The organism is Pseudomonas persica (assembly GCF_900291015.1).
Classification (GTDB): Bacteria; Pseudomonadota; Gammaproteobacteria; order Pseudomonadales; family Pseudomonadaceae; genus Aquipseudomonas.
This window is the reverse complement of sequence record NZ_OLKL01000007.1, coordinates 1-22,877: the sequence shown is the minus strand read 5'-3', so window position 1 is coordinate 22,877 and position 22,877 is coordinate 1. Positions and strand designations below refer to the sequence as shown.

The following is a 22,877-nucleotide window of genomic DNA, read 5'->3' as shown; positions in this document are numbered from 1 at the left end:
ATAGTGGCATTGTGCCCTTACTTCATCGGCAGTGCACATGAACAGTTGAATTTGCGGTTGAAGTGAACACGAAATTCCGCCTTGCACGCGATCGGTGTGGGAGCGGGTTTACCCGCGAATACCGGCGAAGCCGGTGCCATATACCGCGTCGCATTCTTCGCGGGTAAACCCGCTCCCACAGGGATCGGGTAAAACACGGGAATTGCGCCTGGCCCCAAAATGCAAAAAACCCGCCTGCCGGTGAAGGCAGGCGGGTTCCGCTTACAGCGGTAGGATCAGTACGACAGACCGAAGTTTTCTTCGTCCATATCCATCAGGTTGTTGGCACCCGACAGCATGGTCGCCACATGGGTACGGGTACGCGGCAGAATGCGCTGGAAGTAGAAGCGCGCGGTCTGCAGCTTGGCGGTGTAGAACGCTTCTTCGCTGGTGCCGGCAGCCAGTTTCTCGGCCGCCAGGCGTGCGATGTCGGCCCAGAAGTAGGCCAGGCAGGCGTAGCCGGAATACATCAGGTAATCGACCGAGGCGGCACCCACTTCTTCACGGTCCTTCATGGCCGCCATGCCCACTTTCATGGTCAGCTCGCCCCACTCCTTGTTCAACGCCGCCAGCGGTTCGACGAACTCTTTGACCGCGTCGTTGCCTTCCTGCGCCTGGCAGAACTTGTGCACGATCCTGGTGAAGCCCTTCAGCGCTTCGCCCTGGGTCATCAGTACCTTGCGGCCGAGCAGGTCCAGGGCCTGGATGCCGGTGGTGCCTTCGTACAGCATGGAAATGCGGCTGTCGCGCACGTTCTGCTCCATGCCCCACTCGGCGATGAAGCCGTGGCCGCCGTAGATCTGCACGCCATGGTTGGCGGCTTCGAAGCCGACTTCGGTCATGAACGCCTTGGCGATCGGGGTCAGGAACGCCAGCAGGGCATCGGCCTTCTTGCGCTCTTCTTCATCCTGGCTGTACTTGACGATGTCCACCTGCTTGGCAGTGAAGTACACCATCGCGCGGTTGCCTTCGGCGAAGGCCTTCATGGTCAGCAGCATGCGACGCACGTCCGGGTGGACGATGATCGGGTCAGCGGCCTTGTCCGGTGCTTTCGGGCCAGTCAGGGAGCGCATCTGCAGGCGCTCACGGGCATACTTCAGGCCGCCCTGGAAGGCCACCTCGGCGTGGGCCAGGCCTTGCAGCGCGGTGCCCAGGCGAGCGGTGTTCATGAAGGTGAACATGCAGTTCAGGCCTTTGTTGGCCGGGCCGATGAGATAACCGGTAGCGCCGTCGAAGTTCATCACGCAGGTGGCGTTGCCGTGGATACCCATCTTGTGTTCGATCGAGCCGCAGCTCACGCCGTTGCGCTCGCCCACACCGCCTTCGGCGTTGGGCAGGAACTTCGGCACGATGAACAGCGAGATGCCCTTGGTGCCGGCCGGTGCATCCGGCAGGCGGGCCAGGACGATATGGACAATGTTGGCGGCCATGTCGTGCTCACCGGCCGAAATGAAGATCTTGGTGCCCGACACCTTGTAGCTGCCGTCGGCCTGGGGCTCGGCCTTGGTGCGCAGCATGCCCAGGTCGGTACCACAGTGTGGCTCGGTCAGGCACATGGTGCCGGTCCACTCGCCGGATACCAGCTTGGTCAGGTAGGTGTGCTGCTGCTCGGCAGTGCCGTGCGCAGAGATGGTGTTCATCGCACCGTGGGACAGGCCCGGGTACATGCCCCACGACCAGTTCGAACCGCCGACCATTTCGCTCAGGGCCAGGCCCAGCGACTCCGGCAGGCCCTGGCCGCCGTGCTCGACGTCATGCGCCAGGCTCGGCCAGCCGCCTTCGACGAACTGCTGGTAGGCCTCTTTGAAACCAGTCGGGGTCTTCACACCCGATTCGCTCCAGGTGCAGCCTTCCTGGTCACCCACACGGTTCAGCGGCGACAGCACCTGCTCACAGAACTTCGCGCCTTCTTCGAGGATCGCGTCGACCATGTCGGGCGTGGCGTCCTGGCAACCCGGCAGGCTCTGATAGTGCGCCTCATAGCCGAGCAGCTCGTCGCGAACGAAGCGGATATCACGCAAGGGGGCTTTGTAATCAGGCATTGCGATGAACCTCTAGGTGAGTTCTGTGGAGGTGACCCGCGCTTGGCGGCAGCAGATCAAACAGTTGTTTGAAACTTACGTTTAGCTCCACGTTATGTCAAGGATGGACTATGGTGCCATTTGCGCCACGAAAAATGGCAAATCAGCCAAGACACGGCTCGGCCATCCGTGGGAGCGGGTTTACCCGCGAAGAGGCCAGCCGGAAAACAGTGTTGTCTGGGCTGACGCATTCGCGGGTAAACCCGCTCCCACCGGTGGAGAGCGTTGGTATAGGAGGAAAACGCCAGAGATCAGGCGTAGGTATCGATGATCCGGCCGAGCATTTCGTCGGATGCCTTGGCGACCTTGGCGCCAAGCTCGACTTCGAGTTTGCCCACGGCCATCTGCACGGTGCTGGTGGCCAGGTCCATCTGCTGGCTGCGGTCGACCGCGCGCAGGCGTTCGGCCTGAAAATCGCTGGACTGGCTGGTGGCGGTACGTTCGGCGCTGGTGTTGGCGATCTGGCTGGCTGCCTGATCGACGCGGTTCTGGCCGGTGTGGATTGCGCTCAGGCCCGCGTAATAGGCGGAGCTACCGGTGATTTCCATGTCAGGACTCCATTGACGCTGGATGACGAACAGGCCCAATTAAAACAGGCCAGGGGCGAAAAGGCCCGTTTAAATCCCTAATGGCCTGGTGCCAGTTGATAGTCCATGGGTATATCCGCGTGGGCCTATTCGCGGGTAAACCCGCTCTCACAGGATCTCCACAGGCATTGAGGGTTGTGCAGTATCTGTGGGAGCGGGTTCACCCGCGAATAGGCCGAGCCTGCAACCAACCTAATCCAGCAGATCCAGCTGCAAATGCTCAGCCACCAGATCGGCACTGGCCTGCTTCAACTTGGGCACCCGCCCCAGGCAAGGTGCCGGCAAACGCTCGGCCAGGCTGGCCAGGTTCTCTTCCAGGCGCGAAGTACGCGGCTCGATGATGTTCGCCACCCATCCTGCCAACTGCAGCCCGTCACGGGCAATCGCTTCGGCGCTGAGCAAGGCATGGCTGATACAACCCAAGCGCACCCCCACGACCAGAATCACCGGCAACTTCAGAGCAATTGCCAGGTCGGACAAGTTGGCCTGCCCCGACAACGGCACGCGCCAGCCTCCGGCCCCCTCGATCAGGGTGAAGTCGGCATTTTGTTGCAGCACATTGCGCATCGCCGCCAACAGCTCCGAGACGCCAAGCGTCACCCCCGCCTCGCGCGCCGCTACGTGCGGCGCGATGGCCGGCTCGAAGGCAAACGGGTTGACCTGCTCGTAGGGCAGCTTGATCGAGCTTTCATCGATCAGCGCCTGGGCGTCGCTGTTGCGCAAGCCTTTCGGCGTCATCGTGCAACCGGAGGCCACCGGCTTGGCCCCCAGCGTGCTCATGCCCTGCGACCGTGCCGCATGCAACAGCCCGGCAGCGATGGTGGTCTTGCCAACATCGGTATCGGTACCGGCAATGAAATACGCCTGGCTCATCTCGCCTCCCTTACGCCTGTGGCTTGCGCAACACACCATAGACCACCTGGTAGGTGGCTGGCAGCCCCTCGGGCTGGCGAAATGCCTCATAGGCCTGCAGCAGGCCCTGCATGCGCGCCCGGCCGGTAAGCCCGGAAGGCCGGCCAGGGTTCAGATTGTGTGCTCCCAGAGCCTTCAGTTCGTGGGTCAGGCTACGCACATCCGGGTAGTGCAGCACGTGCGGGCAACGCTGCAGCCCAAGCTGTTCGAAGCCGCTGGCGGCGCACAAACGCTGATAGTCCTCGAAACGGCGGAAGCGGTTCACATGCACCAGGCCATCCACCGCCTGCCAACTGGCGCGCAGTTCATCGAGGGTACCCACACACAGGCTGCTGAAAGCCAGCACGCCGCCCGGGCGCAGCACCCGCAGCGCTTCTGCCAGCACGCAGGCGAACTGGTCGCACCACTGCACGGCCAGGCTGGTAAACACCAGGTCGACGCTGGCATCACGCAGCGGCAAACGTTCGGCGTCGCCGGCTACGTGGTAATGCGCCCCACTTTGCTCGTTGCGGGCATGGCGCAGCATGCCTTCGGCGATATCCACCGCAACGCCGCTGGACTGGGCGAAACGCTCGGCCAGAATGCGGCTGAAATGGCCGGTGCCGCTACCCAGATCCAGCCAGCGCGACGGCTGCAAGCCTGCCGGCAACTGCTCCAGCAGGCTCAAACCTACGGCGCGCTGCAATGCAGCCACGCTGTCGTAGCTGGCCGCCGCGCGGGAGAACGAAGCCGCTACCTGGCGCTTGTCGGGCAACGCACCAGGCAGGGTCGGACGGGATAGGTCAGTCATCGCCACTCTCATGCAGGAAACTCTTGATGCCCGCCGCCAGCTCCTGCGGATACTCCAGCAGAAACGCGTGGGAACTCTCTTCGACCAGACCCACTTCCACATCGGGCAGCAGCTCGCTCAGTGCCTTTGCCGCCTCTGCCGGTACCAACGCATCGCTGCCGGCGAACAGGTGCAACTGCGGGCCGCCGTAGGCCTGCAAGGCTTCACGGGTATCCAGCCTGGCCAGTACCTCGAGACCGGTGGCCAGGTACAGCGGGTCGGTGTCCGGCACGCCGATGCCCAGTTGACGCAGCAGGGTACGCGGTTGCAGGGCGCCGTCGCTGCACAAAGTGCGAAAGCGCTTGAGGGTGACCTGGGTATGGCTGCGGCAGCCGTCGAGGAAGGTGCCGAAGGTGTCTTCGGCCATGCCATGCGGCCAGTCCGCGCGGGCCACAAAACTGGGGTTGCTCGCCAGGGTCAACAGGCCGCAACAGTGGTCACCGCGCTTGTGCGCCAGTGCACTGGCGAGCATGCCGCCCAAGGACCAGCCGCCCAGCCAGACATCGCTCGGCAGCTTGCGGTCGAGATGGTCGACCCACGCCTGCACATCGCTGTGGGCCAATTCCGGCAAGGGCATCAGTTCTACCTGCAGGCGGGCGTCCTGGGCGCGCAGGCTGGCGGCCAGCGGCTCCAGCGAAGCAGTACCCAGGCCCCAGCCAGGCAGCAGTACAAGGCGATTACGCATCGGCGTTCTCCAACTGTGGATAACACTCGGCCAATGCATTCAACAATAGCTGCACCTGCGCCTCACTGTGCGCGGCACTCAAGGTCACCCGCAGGCGCGCACTGCCCGCCGGCACGGTGGGTGGGCGGATGGCTGTCACCAGCAGGCCGCGCTCGCGCAACATGCGTGACAGGCGCAGGGCCTGTGCACTGTCACCGATGACGATCGGCTGGATCGGCGTCGGGCTGTCCATCAATGCCAGGCCGATCTGCTGCGCACCTTCGCGGAACTGGCGGATCAACGCGGCCAGGTGCTCGCGGCGCCAGGTTTCACGGCGCAGCAGCTCCAGGCTCTTGAGCGTGGCGCAGGCCAGTGCCGGTGGCTGGCTGGTGGTGTAGATGTACGGGCGGGCAAATTGCACCAGCGCCTCGATCAGCTCTTCGCTGCCGGCCACAAAGGCGCCAGCGGTACCACAGGCCTTGCCCAGCGTGCCGATCAGCACCGGCACCTCATCCACGCCCAGGCCGAAATGCTCGACGATGCCGCCACCCTGCGCTCCCAGGGTACCCAGGCCATGGGCATCATCAACCATCAGCCAGGCGCCACGGGCCCGGGCAACATCGGCCAGCGCCGGCAGGTCGGCGAGGTCGCCGTCCATGCTGAACACGCCGTCGGTCACCACCAGGGTATTGCCGACCGCCTTGTCCAGACGGCTGGCCAGGCTGGCCGGGTCGTTGTGCAGGTAGCGGTTGAAGCGCGCGCCACTGAGCAGCCCGCCATCCAGCAGCGAGGCGTGGTTCAGGCGGTCTTGCAGCACTGTGTCGCCCTGCCCCACCAGCGCGGTGATGGCGCCCAGGTTGGCCATGTAGCCAGTGGAAAACAGCAGCGCGCGCGGGCGCCCGGTAAGTTCGGCCAGCGCCTCTTCCACCTGGTGGTGCGGCGTGCTGTGGCCGATCACCAGGTGCGAGGCACCGCCACCGACACCCCAGCGCTCGGCGCCGGCCTGCCAGGCGGCGATCACTTCCGGGTGGTTGGCCAGGCCCAGGTAATCATTGCTGCAGAAGGCCAGCAAACGCTGGCCGTCGACCACCACCTGCGGCCCCTGCGGGCTTTCCAGCAGTGGCCGCTGCCGATACAGGTCTGCGGCGCGCCGTTCGGCCAGGCGCGCCGCCAGGTCAAAGGCCATCTCAGGCTGTCGCGGCGTTGTAGAACATCTCGCTGCTGCGCTGCTCGACCAGCGCCTGCTCGATGGCGGCCTGGTGCACTTCGTCGGCATGTTCTTCACGCGCTTCGGGCTTGATACCCAGGCGTGCGAACAATTGCATGTCCTTGTCGGCCTGCGGGTTGGCGGTGGTCAGCAGTTTTTCGCCGTAGAAGATCGAGTTGGCGCCAGCCATGAAAGCCAGGGCCTGCATCTGCTCGTTCATCTGCTCGCGGCCGGCGGACAGGCGCACGTGCGACTTGGGCATGAGGATACGGGCCACGGCCAGCATGCGGATGAAATCGAACGGGTCGACATCCTCTTCCTCGGCCAGCGGCGTACCGGCCACCTTGACCAGCATGTTGATCGGCACCGACTCCGGGTGTTCGGGCAGGTTGGCCAGCTGGATCAGCAGGCCGGCGCGGTCGTCCAGCGACTCGCCCATGCCGAGGATGCCGCCAGAGCAGATTTTCATACCGGCATCACGCACGTAGGCCAGGGTCTGCAGGCGCTCGCTGTAGGTGCGGGTGGTGATGATACTGCCGTAGAACTCCGGCGAGGTGTCGAGGTTGTGGTTGTAGTAGTCCAGGCCGGCCTGGGCCAGGGCCTTGGTCTGCTCCTGGTCGAGCTTGCCCAGGGTCATGCAGGTTTCCAGGCCCATGGCCTTGACCCCTTTGACCATCTCCAGCACGTAAGGCATGTCTTTGGCCGACGGGTGCTTCCACGCCGCGCCCATGCAGAAGCGGGTAGAGCCGATGGCTTTGGCGCGGGCGGCGTCTTCCAGCACCTTCTGCACTTCCATCAGCTTCTGTTTTTCCAGCCCGGTGTTGTAATGGCCGGACTGTGGACAATATTTGCAATCTTCCGGGCAAGCGCCGGTCTTGATCGACAGCAGGGTCGAAACCTGCACGCGGTTGGGGTCGAAGTGCGCGCGGTGCACGGTCTGCGCCTGGAACAGCAGGTCATTGAACGGTTGCTGGAACAGCGCCTTGACCTCGGCCAGGGACCAGTCGTGACGTGTTGTTGCAGTTGTGCTGGCGCTCATCGGCGTTTCCTTGTTTAGGCTGAAGCTGGCGCCGGGACAGGGAAGCCCGCCAGCGCATCACGGATAGCTCGCATAGTCATGGAAGGCCTATGAACTGTCAACCTCACTGGAAAAGACTGGTTTACAAGTGCTCACTTACTAACCAATCGTGTTTGTTGTGTGATGAACCCGCGGGGCAGCACTACCCGCTGTGCATCTCCTGCGAGCAGGAGCTGCCCTGGCTGGGCGACCAGTGCCGGCGCTGCGCCCTGCCGTTGCCCATGGCCGGCTTGACCTGCGCCCCGTGCTGCCGCCGCGCACCGGCCTTTGAGCAGGTGATTGCACTGTGGCATTTCGGCTTTCCGGTGGACGCCCTGATCAGTCGCTTCAAGCACAACCGCCAGTGGCCTTTGGGGCGTTTGATGGCTGAACTGCTGGGGCATGGGCTGCTGCACCGCTTTGCCGAAGGCCTGCCGCGCCCTGACCTGCTGTTGCCCGTGCCCTTGGCCAGGCGTCGACTGCGTGAGCGGGGGTTCAATCAGGCTGGCATGCTCGGGCACTGGCTGGCGGCGCAGTTGGAGATACGTTGCGACGAACGGCTGCTGCTGCGCACCCGGGACACGCCGGCGCAGCAGCAACTGGATGCCAAGGCCAGGCAGCGCAATTTACGCCAGGCGTTTGCGGCCACGGGTGAGCTGACAGGCAAGCATGTCGCCATAGTCGATGATGTATTGACCACGGGCGCCACCGCGCAGGCTATCGCCCAGGTGCTGCGCAAGGCCGGGGCGCGGCGGGTGGATGTGTATTGCCTGGCACGTACGCCCAAGCCTGGCTATGTATGAGGCGAAGTTGGCGCGATCCTGTGGGAGCGGCCTTGTGTCGCGAAAGGGCTGCGCAGCAGCCCCCCTAGATCTCAGCCACAACAAAAATCGCTGGGGCTGCTGCGCAGCCCTTTCGCGACACAAGGCCGCTCCCACAGAGGGCCGGGCAAGCCTGCAGATTTTGCAAGACAGCTGACCCTGCTCAATCCAGACTTGGCTACCAGCCAAAACGACCGGATGCCCATGCCCCTACCCTCCCTACTCACCCAGCACATCGCCCGCCGCCCGCAGCGCATCGCGTTGCTGCAGCACATTGCCGAACAAGGCTCGATCACCCGCGCCGCCAAGGCTGCGGGCATCAGCTACAAGGCTGCCTGGGACGCCATCGACGAGCTCAACAACCTGGCCAGCCAGCCCCTGGTCGAGCGCAGCACTGGCGGGCGTGGCGGCGGTGGTGCGCGCTTGTCCCCGGAAGGCGAGCGGGTACTGCGCCTGTACCAAAGGCTGCAGGCCCTGCAGGCGCAAATCCTCGAAGTAGCCGAAGAATCCAGCGACCTCGACCTGCTCGGCCGCTTGATGCTGCGCACCAGTGCGCGCAACCAGCTGCAGGGTCAGGTCAGTGGTTTGCGCCGAGAAGGCCGGTATGACCGGGTGAGCCTGGCGCTGGGTGGCGGGCTGGAGATTGACGCGCTGATCACCCACGACAGCACCGCGCGGCTGGAGCTGACGCTGGGGACAATGGTGGTGGCGCTGCTCAAGGCGGGGTGGGTACGGTTGCTGGCGGAGGGGGAAGAGGCCGAAGCTGGGAGCAATTGCCTGAGGGCGACGGTGGAGGAAGTGCTGGCGGAGGTCGACGGCCCGAGTGAGGTCAGGCTGGCGTTGGGTAATGGGCAGACGCTTTGTGCCATTGTCGAGGCGGATTGGTTGGCTGGGCAGCGAGTTGAGGGAGGTAGCGCGGTGCGGGTGCAGTTTCATCCCTCTTATGTGCTGATCGGGGTTCCTGCGTAGCCTGGCCGCGCTGCGCGCGGTTCGCGGGTAAACCCGCTCCCACAAGTCCAGCGCAGGTTTCAAGTTCTGCACCATCCCTGTGGGAGCGGGTTCACCCGCGAAGAGGCCGGCATAGGTAGAACGCGGTACCATGGCCCCCACGCCGCCTACCCCCGGAGCCACCATGTCTCACCCCTTCGACACCCTCACCCCCGACCTGGTCCTGGACGCCGTGGAAAGCATTGGCTTTCTCAGTGATGCCCGGGTGCTGGCACTGAACAGCTACGAGAATCGCGTCTACCAGGTGGGCATCGAAGATGCACAACCGCTGATTGCCAAGTTCTACCGCCCAGGCCGCTGGAGCGATGCGGCCATCCTCGAAGAACACGCCTTCACAGCCGAGCTCGCCGACTGCGAAGTACCGGTGGTTGCGCCAATGCAGCACGAAGGCCGCACCCTGTTCGAACACCAGGGCTTCCGCTTTACCCTGTTTCCGCGCCGCGGTGGCCACGCCCCGGAGCCGGGCAACCTCGACCAACTCTACCGCCTCGGCCAACTGCTCGGGCGCCTGCATGCCGTGGGCGCCAGCAAACCGTTCGCGCACCGCGAGGCATTGGCTGTGGACAACTTCGGCCATGCCTCGCTGCGCACCCTGCTGGACGGCGGTTTTGTCCCGCGCGAGCTGCTGCCAGCGTTCGAATCCGTAGCGCGCGACCTGCTCAAGCGCGTGGAGGACATCTACGCCCGCACGCCGCACCAGCTAATCCGCCTGCACGGCGACCTGCACCCCGGCAACCTGATGCACCGCGACGAGGTGTACCACGTGGTCGACCTCGACGACTGCCGCATGGGCCCGGCGGTGCAAGACCTGTGGATGATGCTGGCTGGCAGCCGCGAGGAGCGCCTGGGGCAACTGGCCGAGCTGATCGACGGCTACAACGAGTTCCACGATTTCGACCCGCGCGAGCTGGCCCTGATCGAGCCGCTGCGCGCCCTGCGCCAGCTGCACTACAGCGCCTGGCTGGCACGGCGCTGGGATGACCCGGCATTCCCGCCCAGCTTCCCCTGGTTTGGCCAGCCTCGCTACTGGGGCGACCAGATTCTCGCCCTGCGTGAGCAGATGGCTGCGCTGGATGAACCGCCGCTGAAGTTGTTCTAGGCCTTGCAGCAGAAAAGATATAGCTGACAGACACAGCGTAACGCGCCAGCCGGTAGGCGACATACCGGCACCCTGTCCTGCAACTTCCATACAGCCTCAACCTAGTATTTTTGCCAGTAGGCAAGGTCGAAGGCTGAGTGTAAAAACACTCCAACCAGTATAGGAAAATCAGTAACGGGTCGACCTGACTTCGCCATTACTGAACGGGTTCTCTGCTCTGAGATACCTCTGCAATTGGTAGCTTCACTTCGCACGCCAAATCCATCGCACGCGAGGCGCGCGAACGCGAGCGCGACAAATAACTCACTACGCATCAGTACGACAATCCAGGTCAGTGCTTCGCTGACATCATCAAATCCACTCAAGGCTTCTTATTCATGAACAACTCGACGCAACAGTCTCTAGAAGAGCTTTTAACAGAACTGAGCAAGGCTCGAAAAAATTTCGGCTATCCGATAATCGTGGCTTTCGATAAGGAAACCGCAAACCACGTACTAAAACAAGAGTTTATCGAACGTTATTCGGGCGGGCTTTTTCTGGACCCGATGAATAGTGAGGTTGATATCGAACCCGGTGTTTCCTATCACCAGCTTAACGATTTTTGCCTGGATGAGCCTAGGCTATCGTTTGAAAATGCAGACCTCAGTGGCTCCAAAGCCGTGCTGATGATGCGAACCGTGCGGGGTAAGCAGATTCAGCTAAGCCAACCGGTCGGCAGCACACGCAGGCGCGTGACCCGATTGGCGGAGGCGACGCCTGTCAATGGTCCGTCTCTTGTATTTGACATTGAACTGAAAAGTACGTTCGGAGAAGTTTCAGATGAAGGCAGAGTCTATTTCCAGTTTACTGCTGGTAAAAATTATGAGTTTCATGGCGGCGTAACGCAGTTTGAAATCGACAAGCTCGGCCAGCATTTCAAACAATACTTCGATGCCATATCCATCGACCCAGGAAAGAAGAGTCGGATCGAGTACACATTGGGTCAGATTGCCCATTCGGAGAGTTCTGACCTGAAACCACACAGGTTTGCAATCCGCACCCATGGTGCACCTGGATCGAAGCTTAGAAACACGGAAAGTTTTGGTGATGGTGCAGTTGTGCTATTTGTCGAACTGGAAGGCTTTGATAGTGAAGATGCTTCCCCACCAGATGAAAACTATAAGCTCCCTTATCTTTTACCAGATGGCTACAGCGCAAACATGCTTGTCAATACCGATTTCCTGGGGCTGGCCATTGTCGGTTCGGCAATAACAAAACTTCCTGGAAGCAGATTCGAGTTAGAATTCAATGTAACACTTGGTGACAAACATCGCTATCACGCCAAAGGAGATGTTCTATTTGACATCATTAATGCGGAGAACAGCTTGGGCAGTATCAAAGCCAACGATCCCCGATGGACCTCACCTTCATCATTTGATGAAAACAACGCACTATTCCTGGAGATCATGGACAACAGCATTACCCTAGACTTCAGGGCAAACACCACTATAAATTTTGATCTTAAAACCTATGACGGCCAAACAGCCAATGCTACTGCCTCCCCCAGTTGGCGTTTCCGTCAAAAATACAGATTCGAACTTGACAGCTCTGACAGCGGAAGCAAAATCAAACTTGTCAAGGATGGATCACGACAACATGAATTCAAGCCAAATCTAAGCAGCAAACTGTTGGACTTCATGCATGTCATCAGCATGCCGGACGGCACAGTTAATAATCAGGTCAGCGCGTCCATCTATTCCGGATTCAATCAGATGTACGAGTTCATGACCTCTTTAAACATGGAAATAGACACCTTTGTCATGTCGTCACTGTTGTTCCGCAATTCACAGATCTGGATCGACAGTTTACACCAGCCCAATGACTTCATCACGCCTGGTCAATTGGCGCCTGACCGTAACAAGTTCATAATTGCCAGGGGTGACAGCAAACCGATCAACAATGGTGAAACCAGCGCGCTACCTGGTGAATCGATAGCCTTCAAGACCGAACCTGCTGCTCAAGGAGTAGTATGGAGCGTACAGCACCTCCCTGATTACACCGGTGATGACCTGAAAGGTGAGATTAACGAAAACACAGGGGTCTACAAGGCACCTGCGGCAAACCAGTTCAAAGACAGCCACATCAAGGTCATCGTTACGGCCAGGAAGGGCACTGAAGTTTCTCATACACTGGTGAGCGTGCTGCGAACGGGTGTCAATGTCTACCCATCGATCACGACCGTCAATGTTGGGGCCTACGGCGACATCATCGCGGGCGAGATGAACGGACAAGCAATCGACTGGAAGGTCGAAGGGCTTGGAAAACTTGGAGATCAGCCTACACCCGACCCACTGGCTCAGGCACCTAAACGCTACTTTGCCCCCAGCGCTGCAGAAATTCCGGAATGGGAAGAAGGCATGCCCGAAGTCGACCTGGTGATGCGTCATAGCCAAGTGGTTGTCAGCAGCAGCAATAGCCAAAAGGTCGTCGATATACTTGTACCCGTCGAAGTCGAAGGTGCATATTGGCTAGTCGCGAAAGCACATGGCACTGGCGTAAAACTCGAATTCTGGGTGAAAAACAAAACCGGTAAAGAGATACAAATTCCGGAGGATGAAACGTCCTGGCATGTACGTGTCGGCAACGGCACGATCAAGGAGGGCGTTTACTCGCCAGATCCGAACAAGCCAGAAGAGTACGCCGTTATCGTGGCCATTCACGACACGCAGTTCATCCCTCAATACGCCAGCATGATCTTGCCAGTTCCCTTCATCGACGCTGAACAATTCCTGGCGCTGCATGCGCCTGATGAAGCCAAGGCAATCGCCAGCCGGTAGTCCCGCAGCCGGCGATGATTGATGCAGCGGTCATTGCCCGGTTCCAAAGCACCATAGACACCGATAACCAGGAGCAGGTCCTGGTTATCGCGTTGCACAAGTGTCAGCACAACCCGCCAACCTGTGCTGAAATAGCCCTGCGCTTTATTTAGCTACCTAAGCAAGGATTCTGCATGCACGCCGCAAACCCGCGTCGCGGGTACCTACTGGGCCTCAGCGCCTACATCATCTGGGGCCTGTTCCCCCTGTACTTCAAGGCGATCCAGAGCGTCCCGGCGGTGGAGATCATTGTCCACCGGGTGCTGTGGTCGGCACTGTTCGGCTCGCTGCTGCTACTGGTGTGGAAACACCCCGGCTGGTGGCGTGAGCTGCGTGACAACCCGCGCCGGCTGGGCATCCTCGCCCTCAGCGGGGCACTGATCGCTGGTAACTGGCTGACGTATGTGTGGTCGGTGAACAACGGCCGCATGCTCGAGGCCAGCCTGGGTTACTACATCAACCCGCTGATCAATGTGCTGCTGGGCATGCTGATTCTTGGCGAACGCCTGCGCCGCCTGCAATGGCTGGCGGTGGGCATGGCCGCCGTGGGAGTGGCCCAGCAGGTGTGGCAGGTGGGCAGCCTGCCGTGGGTATCGCTGGTGCTGGCGCTGAGCTTTGGCTTCTATGGGCTGATCCGCAAGCAAGCGCCGGTGGCGGCGCTGCCGGGCCTGGTGGTGGAAACCTGGATGCTGGTACCGCTGGCGCTTGGCTGGTTGTTGCTGCACCCGGCGGCGACAAGTGCCCAGGGCGCGTTCTACACCAGCAGCGAAGCGTTGTGGTTGATGGCCGCAGGGCCGGTGACACTGGTACCGCTGGTGTGCTTCAACGCTGCCGCACGGCACCTGCCGTACACCACGCTGGGCTTCCTGCAGTACCTGGCGCCGACCCTGGTGCTGCTGCAGGCGGTACTGCTGTTCGACGAGCATTTGTCGTCCAGCACCTTGGTGGCGTTCATGTTCATCTGGGCAGGCTTGGCAATCTATAGCGTCGATGCGTGGCTCAGTTTGCGCAAGCGTAGCTGAGCAAAAAATGATCATAATTCTGCAGGCCTTGTGGTTCGTGGCCTGCAGAGACATCTCCAAAGGTTATCCACACCCTCGTCCCCGTGCTTTGTGCACAAGCTGCTGATTTTTGAGCGTTTTTTGAGCAAAGTTGTGGAAGGCACGCAGTTATTGGGCTGGAGAGGTACACCCCCAGGTTATCCACAGGGCCTTCCCCGTGATATCGGGATAACCGCAGGGGGCCGCGAAGCGGCCCCGGCAATTTCGGATCAATCCTCCGGCCGCAGCTTCAACTCCACCATCAAGTCGTCTGCCAGGCTCTCCAGTTTCTGCTGCAAGTCCTCCAGCGACAGGGTCAGCGGCAAAGCCAGCAAGGCATCGGCATGGAATAGCGGCTCGCTGCTCATCGGCGCCGGCCGCACCTCTGTGGTAAACCGCTCAAGGTTCACCCCCAGGTCCGCCAGCAAGCGGGTAATGTCACGCACGATCCCCGGCCGGTCATTCCCTACCAACTCCATGGCAATCGGCTTCCAGGTGCACGACGGCTCGATGCCGCTCTCGGCAATCAGCACGCGAATGTCATAGCGAACCAGCCCCTGCAGCGAGGCCACCAGTTCGTCGTAATTTTCCGCTGGCACCGCCACCCGCAGAATGCCGGCAAACTGCCCGGCCATGCGCGACATACGGCTTTCCAGCCAGTTGCCACTGTGGTCGGCGATGCACTGGGCAATGCGTTCGACCTGGCCTGCCTTGTCAGGGGCAATCACAGTCAGTACAAGATGATCCACAGGCCCTTCCTCGTGTCGGTCCGCGCCGGGCGGTAGAAAATCGGGGGATCGACTCAGTATAGGCAAGGCGCGGCAACCTGCCGCAGGGCAATCTGCACAACCAATCGTGTACTGTTTCGAGATTTATCTGGAACAATCCACCTGTTTTTTGCGAACATACTCACTCCCAGCGTGACCATACGCGACCAACGGGTCGCATAACGGCGCTTTTAGTCTGATTTTGCCCCGCCTACTGCTTCATGTAGTATCCCGTGGCGCGGACTACAAAACGTCGTTTGGATGTCTGCCAAGGCGCCTGTGAAAATACGCACACTGTCTGCCAGCAGGTCTGGCAGGCCGCACCCAGCCGCGCTCGGGGCTTTACTCGGGGGCATGCACTGGTGCCGTGTTTAGAGAAGCGCTACAGGCTTAATACAGAAGAGCGAAATAGCTGAGCAGAGTGAGGCAAGCAATGACTGGATACGTTCAAGTCGGTGGCCTTCAGGTCGCCAAGGTCCTGTACGACTTCGTGAACAACGAAGCCATCCCCGGGACCGGCATCGTCGCCGAGCAGTTCTGGGCCGGTGCAGAGAAGATCATCAATGACCTCGCTCCAAAGAACAAAGCCCTGCTCGCCAAGCGCGACGAGCTGCAAGCCAAGATCGACGCCTGGCACCAGGCACGCCAAGGCCAGACCTTTGATGCCGTAGCCTACAAAGCATTTCTCCAGGAAATCGGCTACCTGTTGCCCCAGGTCGACGATTTCCAGGCCACCACCCAGAACGTGGACGAAGAAATTGCCCACATGGCCGGCCCGCAGCTGGTCGTACCGGTGATGAACGCCCGCTTCGCCCTGAACGCCGCCAACGCCCGTTGGGGTTCGCTGTACGACGCGCTGTACGGCACCGATGCCATCAGCGATGAAGGCGGCGCCGAGAAAGGCCAGGGCTACAACAAGGTGCGTGGTGACAAGGTCATCGCCTTCGCCCGCGCCTTCCTCGACGAAGCCGCGCCACTGGCCGCCGGCTCGCATGTCGACGCCACCGGCTACCGCATCGAAGGCGGCAAGCTGATCGTCACCCTGAAAGGCGGCAGCAACAGCGGCCTGCGTGACGACGCCCAGCTGATCGGCTTCCACGGCGATGCCGCCGCGCCGACTGCCGTGCTGCTCAAGCACAATGGCCTGCACTTCGAAATCCAGGTCGATGCCAGCACCCCGGTAGGCAGCACCGACGCCGCCGGCGTGAAAGACATCCTGATGGAATCGGCGCTGACCACCATCATGGACTGCGAAGACTCGGTTGCCGCCGTCGACGCCGATGACAAGGTGGTCGTCTACCGCAACTGGCTGGGCCTGATGAAAGGCGACTTGGCCGAAAACGTCAGCAAGGGTGGCAAGACCTTCACCCGCACCATGAACCCGGACCGCGAGTACGCCGCGCCCAACGGTGGCAGCGTGACCCTGCATGGCCGTTCATTGCTGTTCGTGCGCAACGTTGGCCACTTGATGACCAACCCGGCGATCCTCGACGCCCAGGGTAATGAAATTCCCGAAGGTATCCAGGACGGCCTGTTCACCAACCTGATCGCCCTGCACAACCTCAACGGCAACACCAGCCGCAAGAACACCCGGACCGGCAGCGTGTACATCGTCAAGCCGAAGATGCACGGCCCGGAAGAAGTCGCCTTCGCCGCCGAGATCTTCAGCCAGGTCGAAGACCTGCTGGGCATGAAGCGCAATACCGTCAAGGTCGGCATCATGGACGAGGAGCGCCGCACCACGGTCAACCTCAAGTCGTGCATCAAGGCTGCAGCCGAGCGCGTGGTGTTCATCAACACCGGCTTCCTCGACCGCACCGGCGATGAAATCCACACCTCGATGGAAGCCGGCGCCGTGGTGCGCAAGGGCGCCATGAAGAACCAGAAGTGGATCGGTGCCTACGAGAACAACAACGTCGACGTCGGCCTGGCCACCGGCCTGCAAGGCCGTGCGCAGATCGGCAAAGGCATGTGGGCCATGCCCGACCTGATGGCAGCCATGCTCGAGCAGAAGATCGCCCACCCGCTGGCCGGTGCCAACACCGCCTGGGTACCATCGCCGACCGCCGCCACCCTGCACGCCCTGCACTACCACAAGGTGGACGTACAGGCGCGTCAGCGTGAACTGGCTTCGCGCGCTCCGGCGTCGGTGGATGACATCCTGACCATCCCGCTGGCCACCGACACCAACTGGTCGGCCGAAGAGATCCGCAACGAACTGGACAACAACGCCCAGGGCATCCTCGGCTACGTGGTGCGCTGGATCGACCAGGGCGTGGGCTGCTCGAAGGTGCCGGACATCAACAACATCGGCCTGATGGAAGACCGTGCCACCCTGCGTATTTCGGCGCAGCTGCTGGCCAACTGGCTGCGCCATGGCGTGGTCAGCCAGGAGCAGGTGCTGGAAAGCCTCAAGCGCATGGCTGTAGTGGTTGACCAGCAGAACGCTGGCGATGCCCTGTACCGCCCGATGGCACCGAACTTCGACGACAACGTCGCGTTCCAGGCGGCGGTAGAGCTGGTGGTGGAAGGTGGCAAGCAGCCGAACGGTTATACCGAGCCGGTACTGCACCGCCGTCGCCGCGAGTTCAAGGCGCGTAACGGCTTGTAAGCGACATCTGCGACAGGGGGCCGCTTTGCGGCCCAATCGCCGGCAAGCCAGCGCCCACAGGGACTGCACAGGCCTCAAACGCTGTGCGCTCCCTGTGGGCGCTGGTTTGCCGGCGATGAGGCCGGAACAGGCTCCTCACCTAATCGATCTTCAATTCTTTCTTCACCAACTGCAGCAGCCTGTCCAGATCGACCGGTTTCAACAGGAAATCCACCACCCCCAGGTGCATCACGTCCACCGCCTCTTTCACATCGGTGTCGCCCGACACCACGATGATCGACAACGCTGCCCGCTCTGATTCACGAACCTTGCGAATCAGGTCCAGGCCATTCTCCGGCTGCATACGCAAATCCGTAATCATCAACCCGATGCGCGGCTGATAATGAAGGTACAGCCTGGCCTCCTCGGCCCCATCCGCCCCAACGCAGTCGATCCCCCGGCTTTTCAAGTACAGGATCAACGCTTCACGGTTCGCCGCATTGTCATCTACCACGAGCACCAGCGGCTTGACTGCCACAGGCGCACTCACGACGGCCAATGCCTCGCGCTCGGCGTCGCTCAGGATGTCGTGTTGCTCTGGCATGCTCATCTCGTCAAAAAAATCCGCTTCAGCATTAGGACTGCAGAACTTGCGTAACCCGATTCGCCTTTTGTCGGGTCTTTGACAGGGGCGCTCATAGACTTACGTCCAATGGGCACCACCCCGCCGCAAGCCGACCATGGAGGCAGAGAACAACATGGTCGGCACCTATATACATAGATATATAGTTCGGCACAGCGATACGGTCAGTTTCATGAGCAAAAAGGACGCCTACAGCCAGGCGGGCAGGACGGCAGTGCTGCAGAACATCCAGGGCACCCTGCAGTTCCTGCAGCGTTTTCCGCCATTCAACCAGATGGAACACAGCCATCTGGCCTATCTGGTCGAACAGTGCCAGCTGCGCTTCTATGCCAGCGGCGAGAGCATCGTCAAACCTGCCGACGGGCCGGTCGAGCACTTCTACATCGTCAAGCAGGGCCGGGTGGTCGGCGAGCGCCAGCACCTGGTCAAGCCGGGTGTGGAGACCACCTTCGAAATCACCAGCGGCGAATGCTTCCCGCTGGCTGCCCTGCTCGGCGAGCGGGCGACCCGCACCGAGCACCTGGCCGGGGAGGACACCTTCTGCCTGCAGCTGAACAAGGCTGCGTTCATCCGCGTGTTCTCGATGTCGGAAGTGTTTCGGGATTTTGCCCTGCGCGGGGTCAGCAGCCTGCTCGACCAGGTCAACCAGCAGGTACGCCAGCGTGCGGTGGAAACCCTCGGCACCCAGTATTCGCTGAACACGCAGCTAGGTGAGCTGGCCATGCGCCACCCAGTGGTATGCAGCGCCGACACGCCGCTGCGCGACGCCGTGCGGCTGATGCACGAGCAGCAGGTTGGCAGCATCGTGGTGGTCGACCCGCAGCGCTACCCCACCGGTATCTTCACCCTGCGCGACCTGCGCCAGGTGGTGGCCGCGGCCGATGCCGACCTGGGCGCGCCGATCAAGCGGCACATGACCGCCCAGCCGTTCTACCTCAGCCCCCAGGCCAGCGCCTTCGATGCGGCCATGGCCATGACCGAACGGCATATCGCCCACGTGTGCCTGGTGGAAAACCGGCGCCTGTGCGGGGTGGTCTCGGAGCGTGACCTGTTCTCCCTGCAACGGGTCGACCTGGTGCACCTGGCACGTACCATCCGCCATGCGCCCCGGCTGGATACCCTGGTCTCGCTGCGCGGCGAAATCAGCCAGCTGGTCGAGCGTATGCTGGCCCATGGCGCGTCCTCCACGCAGATCACCCAGATCATCACCCTGCTCAACGACCACACCGTGTGCCGGGTGATCGAGCTGGCGCTGGCCGAACGCGGTGATCCGGGCGTGCCGTTCAGCTGGCTGTGCTTTGGCAGCGAAGGGCGCCGTGAGCAGACCCTGCACACCGACCAGGACAACGGCATCCTCTTCGAGGCCGCCGACAGCGCCGAAGCCGACGCCATCCGTGCCCGCCTGCTGCCGCTGGCGCAATACATCAACCAGTGCCTGGCCCAGTGCGGCTTCACCCTGTGCAAGGGCAACGTCATGGCCGGCAACCCCGAGCTGTGCCTGTCGCGCAGTGAGTGGGCGCGGCGTTTTGCCGGTTTTGTCCGCGAAGCCAGCCCGGAGAACCTGCTGGGCTCGAGCATCTATTTCGACCTGCGCGTGGTGTGGGGCGACGAGCAAGGCTGCGAGCAGCTGCGCCAGGGCCTGCTCGACCAGGTGGCCGATAACCGCATCTTCCAGCGCATGATGGCTGACAACGCCCTGCGCCAGCGCCCACCGGTGGGTCGCCTGCGCGAGTTCGTGCTGACCCGCCAGGGCAACGACAAGGCCGCCACGCTCGACCTCAAGGTCCAGGGCCTGACCCCCTTCGTCGATGGTGCCCGGTTGCTGGCCCTGGCCAACGGCATCGGTGCCTGCAATACCCTGGAACGCCTGCGCCAGCTGGTGGCCAAGGGTGTGATCGAGGCACTGGACGGCGCAGCGTATGAGGAGGCCTACCACTTCATTCAGCAAACCCGCATGCAGCAGCACCAGCGCCAGACCCGCGACAACCTGCCCTATTCCAACCGCCTGGACCCGGACAGCCTCAACCACCTGGACCGGCGCATCCTGCGCGAGTCACTGCGCCAGGCCCAGCGCCTGCAAAGCAGCCTGGCCTTGCGGTACCAGCTATGAGCCTGTTTGCCTGGCTGCGCCCCAACGCGCCCGAACTGGACCATGCCGCGCGCCAGCGCCTGGCCCGGCTGCCCAAGGCCGCACCGCTGGGTGTGTGTACACTGCGCGAGCAGCGCTGGGTGGTGCTGGACCTGGAGACCAGCGGCCTGAACCCCAGCCGGGACCAGGTGTTGTCGATCGGCGCCGTGGCCATCGAAGATGGCGCCATCGACTTTGCCCAACAGTTCGAACGCACCCTGCACCGACCTTTGCAGAAGACCAACGCCAGCGTGCTGATCCACGGCCTGGGCCCGAGCGCCCTGGCTGCCGGTTGCGACCCGGCCGAGGCCTTGCTCGATTTGCTCGACTTCATTGGCAATAGCCCGGTGCTGGCGTTCCATGCACCATTCGACCAGCGCATGCTGGGCCGGGCGCTGAAGGAAAGCCTGGGCTATCGCCTGCAGTCGCCCTTCCTCGATGTTGCCGAGCTGGCGCCGATGCTCAACCCCGACACAGTGCTGCGCGAGGCCGGGCTGGATGACTGGGTGGCGCGGTTTGGCCTGCAGGTGGAGGAGCGCCATCATGCCAGCGCCGATGCCCTGGTAACCGCCGAGCTGGCGCTGATCCTGTTCAGCCAGGCCCGGCGCCAGCAGCTGGACAGCCCGTTGCAGCTGGAGCAGCGCTTGCGCGGGTGGCGCCGGCGCAAGGTGCACAATCACGGCCTGTAACTTTGCGCTGCCCTTGCTGGCCTCTTCGCGGGTAAACCCGCTCCCACAAGGACTGCACTGCCTTTGAAGCCCTGGAGATCCTGTGGGAGCGGGTTTACCCGCGAAGAGGCCAGCACAGGCAGAACATCTGCATGACCTTATGATGGCCATCCGATAAGCGTCCATTGCACCCAGCCCTTCCCCTCTGCAACAATCGCGAATAATTATCGTTAGTTAATGCATACGTTCCAGGGGGACGCTGCTTGTCTTCTGCACAGAGCCCACACGCCGATCTGGTCGGTGCGCTGTACCGCGACCATCGCGGCTGGCTGCTTGCCTGGCTGCAACGCAGCATGGCCTGCCGCCAACGTGCCGAAGACCTGAGCCAGGACACCTTCGTGCGCCTACTCGGCCGTGAGCAACTGCTCACGCCCCGCGAGCCCCGGGCTTTCCTGGCTGCCGTGGCCAAGGGCCTGATGTTCGACCACTTCCGCCGTGCCGCGCTGGAACAGGCCTACCTGGCCGAACTGGCACTGATGCCGGAAGCCGAACAACCGTCCCCGGAAGTACAGCACCTGATCCTCGAAGACCTCCAGGCCATCGATCGCCTGCTCGGCAAGCTGTCGAGCAAGGCCCGCGCAGCATTCCTGCACAATCGCCTGGACGGCATGGGTCATGCCGAAATCGCCGAGCGCCTGGGGGTTTCAGTGTCGCGGGTGCGCCAGTACATCGCCCAGGGCATGCGCCAGTGCTACGTGGCCCTGTACGGAGAACCGACGTGAGCAGTGCACCGGTTTCGTCCCGGGTGCTGGAAGCCGCCATAGCCTGGAAACTCAGCCTCGACAATGGCAGCGGCACACCTGATGAGCGCAGCGAATTCATGCGCTGGCATGCCGCCAGCGAAGAGCATGCCCGCGCCTGGCATCAACTCGGCGCCATGGACCAGCGCGTCAGCACCGCTGCCGGGCCGGCACGCCAGGCCCTGCTACAATCGCGCGTCGGCCTGCGCCGACGTATCGGCAAGGTCGGCGGCGGGCTGGCCGGCATGTTTCTACTGGGCTCGCTGCTGGCCTGGGCCGGCGCACCATCGCTGGCCCCCAGTTACTGGCTGGCCGACCAGCGCACCGCCACCGGCGAACTGCGTACCCTGCGCCTGGAAGACGGCACCTTGCTGAGCCTGAACAGCCACACTGCCGTGGATATCGACTACGCAGACGAGCAACGGGTGATCGTACTGCACCAGGGCGAGATCTCGGTCGATACCGGCCACCAGGACCCACGTCCGTTGCTGGTCCGCACCGACGATGGCCGCCTGCGCCCATTGGGCACGCGCTTCCTGGTGCGCCGTGAGGACGACGGCACGCGCCTGGAGGTGCTGCAAGCCTCGGTCGCCGCCATGCCGCTGAACAGTGGCGACGAACAGGTGCTGCGCGAAGGCCAGCAGGTGCTGATGAACGCCAACGGCCTCGGCCGAATCGGCGCGGTACCCGCCGGTGCCGACGCCTGGACCCGCGGCATGCTGGTGGTGGACAACGTGCGCTTGGGCGACCTGCTGAGCGCGCTCGGCCAGTACCGCCGCGGTTACCTCGGGGTAGACGACAAAGTCGCCGACCTGCGCGTGACCGGCAGCTTCCCGCTGACCGACACCGACCTGGCGCTGGCGTCGCTGGTGCCGGCACTGCCGGTGAAGATCGAGCGGCATACCCAGTGGTGGGTAACCGTGGTGCCCAGATAAACCTGTTCCGGACTCTTCGCGGGTAAACCCGCTCCCACAGGATTGCACCAGGTTCAAAACCTGCGCGGCCCCTGTGGGAGATTCTATGGCCGAAGGCAATTTCTCAGTAGAACCGTCTTCGGCCTCTTTCAGCAATCTCCAGGCACA

The 22,877-nt window shown here is 62.2% G+C and carries 18 protein-coding genes and 1 pseudogene; 10 read left to right on the top strand and 9 right to left on the bottom strand.

Annotated features, from left to right (window positions below; all coding sequences use genetic code 11):
* Window positions 1-275 precede the first annotated feature (275 nt).
* The 7 genes from FQ664_RS02270 to bioB form a co-directional block, all read right to left on the bottom strand.
* Complete coding sequence (locus FQ664_RS02270) at window positions 276-2,081, bottom strand: phenylacyl-CoA dehydrogenase (RefSeq protein WP_144170266.1); 1,806 nt, start codon at window positions 2,079-2,081, stop codon at window positions 276-278.
* A 290-nt stretch (window positions 2,082-2,371) separates the two neighbouring features.
* A complete protein-coding gene (locus tag FQ664_RS02265; RefSeq protein ID WP_144170265.1) occupies window positions 2,372-2,668 on the bottom strand; it encodes a pyrroloquinoline quinone biosynthesis protein PqqE in 297 nt (98 codons plus the stop codon).
* 231 nt (window positions 2,669-2,899) lie between these two features.
* Window positions 2,900-3,580, bottom strand: coding sequence for a dethiobiotin synthase (gene bioD / locus FQ664_RS02260; RefSeq protein ID WP_144170264.1), 681 nt, complete (start codon window positions 3,578-3,580; stop codon window positions 2,900-2,902).
* Window positions 3,581-3,590: 10 nt separating this feature from the next.
* Window positions 3,591-4,409, bottom strand: coding sequence for a malonyl-ACP O-methyltransferase BioC (bioC, locus tag FQ664_RS02255; RefSeq protein ID WP_144170263.1), 819 nt, complete (start codon window positions 4,407-4,409; stop codon window positions 3,591-3,593).
* Window positions 4,402-5,133, bottom strand: a complete 732-nt coding sequence (locus tag FQ664_RS02250) for an alpha/beta fold hydrolase (RefSeq protein WP_144170262.1) — start codon at window positions 5,131-5,133, stop codon at window positions 4,402-4,404. Before FQ664_RS02250 ends, bioC begins: the two co-directional genes overlap by 8 nt.
* Complete coding sequence (gene bioF, locus FQ664_RS02245) at window positions 5,126-6,298, bottom strand: 8-amino-7-oxononanoate synthase (RefSeq protein ID WP_144170261.1); 1,173 nt, start codon at window positions 6,296-6,298, stop codon at window positions 5,126-5,128. The genes FQ664_RS02250 and bioF overlap by 8 nt, the downstream gene beginning before the upstream one ends.
* A gap of 1 nt (window position 6,299) precedes the next feature.
* Window positions 6,300-7,358 carry a biotin synthase BioB gene (bioB, locus tag FQ664_RS02240; protein WP_144170260.1) on the bottom strand — a complete coding sequence of 353 codons (1,059 nt, stop codon included), beginning with the start codon at window positions 7,356-7,358 and terminating at the stop codon, window positions 6,300-6,302.
* 89 nt (window positions 7,359-7,447) lie between these two features.
* On the opposite strand from bioB, the gene FQ664_RS02235 reads away from it, so the two are divergent.
* The 5 genes from FQ664_RS02235 to rarD all read left to right on the top strand — a co-directional run bounded on the left by FQ664_RS02235 (window position 7,448) and on the right by rarD (window position 14,181).
* The gene (locus FQ664_RS02235; RefSeq protein WP_144170259.1) at window positions 7,448-8,179 is read left to right on the top strand and encodes a ComF family protein; all 732 of its coding nucleotides are present in this window, start codon (window positions 7,448-7,450) and stop codon (window positions 8,177-8,179) included.
* A gap of 222 nt (window positions 8,180-8,401) precedes the next feature.
* The gene (locus FQ664_RS02225) at window positions 8,402-9,166 is read left to right on the top strand and encodes a TOBE domain-containing protein (protein ID WP_144170257.1); all 765 of its coding nucleotides are present in this window, start codon (window positions 8,402-8,404) and stop codon (window positions 9,164-9,166) included.
* 163 nt (window positions 9,167-9,329) lie between these two features.
* Complete coding sequence (locus tag FQ664_RS02220; RefSeq protein WP_144170256.1) at window positions 9,330-10,304, top strand: serine/threonine protein kinase; 975 nt, start codon at window positions 9,330-9,332, stop codon at window positions 10,302-10,304.
* Window positions 10,305-10,681: 377 nt separating this feature from the next.
* Window positions 10,682-13,120 carry a glycoside hydrolase family 43 protein gene (locus FQ664_RS02215; protein ID WP_144170255.1) on the top strand — a complete coding sequence of 813 codons (2,439 nt, stop codon included), beginning with the start codon at window positions 10,682-10,684 and terminating at the stop codon, window positions 13,118-13,120.
* Window positions 13,121-13,293: 173 nt separating this feature from the next.
* The gene (rarD, locus tag FQ664_RS02210) at window positions 13,294-14,181 is read left to right on the top strand and encodes an EamA family transporter RarD (protein ID WP_144170254.1); all 888 of its coding nucleotides are present in this window, start codon (window positions 13,294-13,296) and stop codon (window positions 14,179-14,181) included.
* 248 nt (window positions 14,182-14,429) lie between these two features.
* Here the strand turns inward: rarD and FQ664_RS02205 are convergent, their stop codons facing one another.
* On the bottom strand, window positions 14,430-14,948 hold the full coding sequence (locus FQ664_RS02205) for a glycine cleavage system transcriptional repressor (RefSeq protein WP_085591348.1): 519 nt from the start codon (window positions 14,946-14,948) through the stop codon (window positions 14,430-14,432).
* Window positions 14,949-15,399: 451 nt separating this feature from the next.
* Between FQ664_RS02205 and FQ664_RS02200 the strand changes: the two genes are divergently transcribed.
* Window positions 15,400-17,577, top strand: a complete 2,178-nt coding sequence (locus FQ664_RS02200) for a malate synthase G (protein WP_144170253.1) — start codon at window positions 15,400-15,402, stop codon at window positions 17,575-17,577.
* A 139-nt stretch (window positions 17,578-17,716) separates the two neighbouring features.
* Here FQ664_RS02200 and FQ664_RS02195 read toward each other — a convergent pair.
* Window positions 17,717-18,255: pseudogene (locus FQ664_RS02195) on the bottom strand (response regulator).
* A gap of 116 nt (window positions 18,256-18,371) precedes the next feature.
* Here FQ664_RS02195 and FQ664_RS02190 point away from each other — a divergent pair.
* The 4 genes from FQ664_RS02190 to FQ664_RS02175 all read left to right on the top strand — a co-directional run bounded on the left by FQ664_RS02190 (window position 18,372) and on the right by FQ664_RS02175 (window position 22,730).
* Entirely contained in the window at window positions 18,372-20,309 is a 1,938-nt protein-coding gene (locus FQ664_RS02190; RefSeq protein WP_144170252.1) for a DUF294 nucleotidyltransferase-like domain-containing protein, read from the top strand.
* The gene (locus tag FQ664_RS02185) at window positions 20,306-21,016 is read left to right on the top strand and encodes a 3'-5' exonuclease (protein ID WP_144170251.1); all 711 of its coding nucleotides are present in this window, start codon (window positions 20,306-20,308) and stop codon (window positions 21,014-21,016) included. Before FQ664_RS02190 ends, FQ664_RS02185 begins: the two co-directional genes overlap by 4 nt.
* 242 nt (window positions 21,017-21,258) lie before the next feature.
* Complete coding sequence (locus tag FQ664_RS02180; protein WP_144170250.1) at window positions 21,259-21,777, top strand: RNA polymerase sigma factor; 519 nt, start codon at window positions 21,259-21,261, stop codon at window positions 21,775-21,777.
* Window positions 21,774-22,730: a FecR domain-containing protein gene (locus FQ664_RS02175; RefSeq protein ID WP_144170249.1), complete on the top strand. Its 957-nt coding sequence runs from the start codon at window positions 21,774-21,776 to the stop codon at window positions 22,728-22,730. Before FQ664_RS02180 ends, FQ664_RS02175 begins: the two co-directional genes overlap by 4 nt.
* Window positions 22,731-22,877 lie beyond the last annotated feature (147 nt).

Bases quoted from the DNA above. Each gene is read 5' to 3' on its own strand.
- FQ664_RS02265 (WP_144170265.1), bottom strand. From the start codon at position 2,668: ATGGAAATCACCGGTAGCTCCGCCTATTACGCGGGCCTGAGCGCAATC.
- bioB (WP_144170260.1), bottom strand. From the start codon at position 7,358: ATGAGCGCCAGCACAACTGCAACAACACGTCACGACTGGTCCCTGGCC.
- FQ664_RS02270 (WP_144170266.1), bottom strand. From the start codon at position 2,081: ATGCCTGATTACAAAGCCCCCTTGCGTGATATCCGCTTCGTTCGCGAC.
- FQ664_RS02215 (WP_144170255.1), top strand. From the start codon at position 10,682: ATGAACAACTCGACGCAACAGTCTCTAGAAGAGCTTTTAACAGAACTG.
- FQ664_RS02190 (WP_144170252.1), top strand. From the start codon at position 18,372: ATGAGCAAAAAGGACGCCTACAGCCAGGCGGGCAGGACGGCAGTGCTG.
- bioD (WP_144170264.1), bottom strand. From the start codon at position 3,580: ATGAGCCAGGCGTATTTCATTGCCGGTACCGATACCGATGTTGGCAAG.
- FQ664_RS02250 (WP_144170262.1), bottom strand. From the start codon at position 5,133: ATGCGTAATCGCCTTGTACTGCTGCCTGGCTGGGGCCTGGGTACTGCT.
- FQ664_RS02225 (WP_144170257.1), top strand. From the start codon at position 8,402: ATGCCCCTACCCTCCCTACTCACCCAGCACATCGCCCGCCGCCCGCAG.
- FQ664_RS02200 (WP_144170253.1), top strand. From the start codon at position 15,400: ATGACTGGATACGTTCAAGTCGGTGGCCTTCAGGTCGCCAAGGTCCTG.
- bioF (WP_144170261.1), bottom strand. From the start codon at position 6,298: ATGGCCTTTGACCTGGCGGCGCGCCTGGCCGAACGGCGCGCCGCAGAC.
- FQ664_RS02185 (WP_144170251.1), top strand. From the start codon at position 20,306: ATGAGCCTGTTTGCCTGGCTGCGCCCCAACGCGCCCGAACTGGACCAT.
- rarD (WP_144170254.1), top strand. From the start codon at position 13,294: ATGCACGCCGCAAACCCGCGTCGCGGGTACCTACTGGGCCTCAGCGCC.
- FQ664_RS02220 (WP_144170256.1), top strand. From the start codon at position 9,330: ATGTCTCACCCCTTCGACACCCTCACCCCCGACCTGGTCCTGGACGCC.
- FQ664_RS02235 (WP_144170259.1), top strand. From the start codon at position 7,448: ATGAACTGTCAACCTCACTGGAAAAGACTGGTTTACAAGTGCTCACTT.
- bioC (WP_144170263.1), bottom strand. From the start codon at position 4,409: ATGACTGACCTATCCCGTCCGACCCTGCCTGGTGCGTTGCCCGACAAG.